Origin of the sequence: Sutterella sp., from assembly GCF_030539355.1 — a bacterium.
Classification (GTDB): Bacteria; Pseudomonadota; Gammaproteobacteria; order Burkholderiales; family Burkholderiaceae_F; genus Sutterella.
Map to the genome: position 1 here is coordinate 1 of NZ_JAUNSF010000176.1, position 3,133 is coordinate 3,133.

The following is a 3,133-nucleotide window of genomic DNA, read 5'->3' on the forward strand; positions in this document are numbered from 1 at the left end:
CATGAAGATCGCCAATGACATCCGCTGGCTCGCCTCGGGTCCGCGCTGCGGCCTCGGAGAGATCAACATCCCCGCCAACGAGCCGGGCTCCTCGATCATGCCGGGCAAGGTCAATCCCACCCAGTGCGAGGCCGTCACGATGGTCGCCGTCCAGGTCATGGGCAACGCCACGGCGATCAACTTCGGCGCGACGCAGGGCAACTTCGAGCTCAACGTCTTCAAGCCCGTCATCGCCTACAACCTGATCCAGTCGATCAAGAACCTCGCCGATGTGATGAAGTCCTTCGAGATTCACTGCGTCACGGGCATCACCGCCAACACGGCGAAGTTGAACGAGCTCATGACCCGCTCGCTCATGCTTGTGACGGCTCTTTCCCCGCTCGTCGGCTACGACAACGCGGCGAAGATCGCCCACTACGCGCACAAGAAGGACATGAGCCTGAAGGACGCAGCGCTTGAGCTGGGTCTCTGCACGGCAGAAGAGTTCGACGTCTATGTCGATCCGAAGAAGATGATTCACCCGAATCCGGTGAAGGCCGGCTGACCGGTGAGCGACGAATTCCGGGTCTGATGTCCGAGCGCCCGGGATGATGTGAAGGGCCGCGCTTGCTCCTGAAGAGCGCGGCCCTTTTTGCGCCTTCCCTGACCGGATCGTCGGGCTCGTCGTAGCTGATGACCGAGAGGTGCATGTACCAGCAGATCATGCGCAGAGCCACCGTGAAGACCGAGGCCGAGAGGAGCGCCGCGTCGGCCGACGTCCCCGTGAGAAGCAGGATGTAGAGCCAGCAGCCCGCGAAGGCCGCCGACGCATAGGGCTGCTTGTCGGTGAGCACCATCGGCACGCGCGAGAGGAAGACGTCACGCAGGAGGCCGCCGAAGACGCCCGTGCACACGCCGATCAGCACCGCCGGAAGGTTCGTGAGCCCGGCGTCGAGCGCGAGCGCGGTGCCGCCCACGGAGAAGAAGGCGAGGCCGATCGCATCGGCCCAGATCACGGTCGTGTAGAGCGCCTTGAACTTGAACCACTTGAGCGCCGGCGCGAAGACCGCGAGCGCGATCGTGAAGCAGACGTACTCGGGGTGCGCCACCCAGTAGTAGGTCTCGGCGTGGATGATGGTGTCACGCACGACGCCGCCCCCGAAGGCGGTGGTGAAGGCCATCACGAAGACGCCCACCGGGTCGAGGTTCTTGCCCTCGGCGGCGAGCACGCCGGCGATGGCGAAGGCGACGATGCCGATCAGGTCGGTGATTTCGAGGAGGTTGCTGAACATCTTCCAGAGGTTTCCCAGACGGACGGTGCGCCTATTTTCCTTCAGGCGTCCCGGCCGTCCAACGGATTTTCCCGGGCGACGAGAGGCAGTTGAAACCGGGTAGGTGGAATGTCTTAGATTGAGTAAACTCAGGAAGCTCAGGAGAACGCGGCGGAGGCCGGAAGGCGTGCCGCCGGTGAATTCACAAGGAACCGGAAGGAGGAAGGAAATTGGACGCAAACCGTAGGACCGAGACGGATCTCGAGCAGGCGCTGCGGCCGAAGTCCATCTTCCGCGCGGCCATGCCGCTCCTCGCGGGCCTTCTCCTCGAGCAGCTGATCGGCCTCACCGACGTGCTCTTCCTCGGCCGCTACGGCGAGGCGGAGCTCGCCGCCGCCGGCATCGCGAGCATCTTCGTCATGCTCCTCGTGATGCTCGGCATCGGCTACTCGATCGGCGCGCAGTCGCTGATGTCGCGCGCGAACGGCGCCGGGGACCTCAGGCGCGTGGGCGAGGTGTTCCGGCAGAGCGCGCTCTTTCTCGTGATCGCGGGCGCGGTGGTGGCCATCGTCACCGTTGTGCTCCTCGAGCCCGTCTTCGCCCCGGCGATCGGCTCGCCCGAGGTGCGCCGCGCGGCCGTCGACTATGTTTTCTGGCGCACGATCGCGCTCCCCGTGGCGTACCTCTGCCTGCTCGGCCGGGCGTTCTTCGTCTCGATCCTCCGGCCGCGCGTGCTCACGGTGAGCTCGTTCGTGATGGTCGCGGTGAACTGTGCGCTCAACGCCGTGCTCATCTTCGGCATCGGACCCTTCCCGGAGCTCGGCATCGCGGGCGCGGCGATCGCCTCCGCGCTGAGCGAGATCGCTGCGCTTCTCGTGCTCTTCATCCGTCTCGCGATGGAGCGCGAGTGGCTTGTGCGGACGCTCTCGGGCCCGTGGGCCCCGGTGAGGGAGCTCCAGTCGAAGCTCTTCGGGCTCGGACGGTGGCTGATGCTGCAGGAGGCGGTCGCCTTCGGCGTCTGGCTCTTCTTCTTCATCTCGGTCGAGCAGATCACGGGCGAGCGCGGCCTCGCGATCAGCAACGTCGTGCGGCAGCTCGGAAGCCTCCTCTTCCTCTTCGTGCACGCCTTCGGCACGACCTGCGGCTCGCTCGCCGCGAATCTCGCGGGCGCGGGGAGCCCGGAGCGCATCAGCGGCCTCTGTTGGCTGGGCCTGAAGATCTGCGCGGCGGCGATGGTGCTCCCGTCGGCAGTCTTCCTTCTCTTCCCGGAGGCGGTGCTCGGGCTCCTCACCGACCTCCCCGACGTGATCGAGGACTCCAAGCCCGCCTACTACGTGATGACGGTCTCCTACATCCTATCAATTCCCTGTTATTACTACTATTTCATCCTGGGGGCGCTGGGCTTCGCGCGCGAGAGCTTCCGCATCACCATCCTCGCCGCGTTCGTCTACGCGCTCTACGTGGGGCTCCTTGCCATGGTCGGCACCTCCGTCGCGGTTTTCTGGACCTCGGACACGGTCTACGCCGTCGTGCTCGGCGCCGGAGCGTGGCTCGTGTGGCTCAGAAGCGGCCGCAGACTGCGTCAGGGAGCGCTGACTTCCGCGGACTGACGCGGTTTGTTGCATTTTTTCCCCGTCATTCAGAGCCGTACATGACGGTTCTGACGCCTCCGGGCCTGAAGAGGCAAAAATTCCCTGTTTATCAAAGGCTATCGGGGAGGGCAGGAATCCCGGGGGAGGGGATTTGCGGATCCGGGAATGATGCGGACCGTCTCCCTCAGGCTTCACGAACCCGCGCCGAACAAGGGATCGCGGGGCATCGGGAGAAGAAATTTTTTTCCCTGCCCCTGCCACGGGGGCCTTTTCTTGGTTATAGTAGTGCCG

The 3,133-nt window shown here is 64.8% G+C and carries 2 protein-coding genes and 1 pseudogene; 2 read left to right on the forward strand and 1 reads right to left on the reverse strand.

Translation table 11 applies throughout. The features are described 5' to 3' along the window. A partial coding sequence (locus tag Q4F91_RS13245; RefSeq protein ID WP_303338204.1) for a lyase family protein occupies window positions 1-544 on the forward strand: 544 nt, incomplete at its 5' end. 235 nt (window positions 545-779) lie between these two features. Here the strand turns inward: Q4F91_RS13245 and Q4F91_RS13250 are convergent. Next, window positions 780-1,271, reverse strand: a pseudogene (locus tag Q4F91_RS13250) (trimeric intracellular cation channel family protein); the annotation flags it as partial. Between the two features lie 209 nt (window positions 1,272-1,480). On the opposite strand from Q4F91_RS13250, the gene Q4F91_RS13255 reads away from it, so the two are divergent. Then, complete coding sequence (locus Q4F91_RS13255; RefSeq protein ID WP_303338205.1) at window positions 1,481-2,860, forward strand: MATE family efflux transporter; 1,380 nt, start codon at window positions 1,481-1,483, stop codon at window positions 2,858-2,860. Window positions 2,861-3,133: the final 273 nt, after the last annotated feature.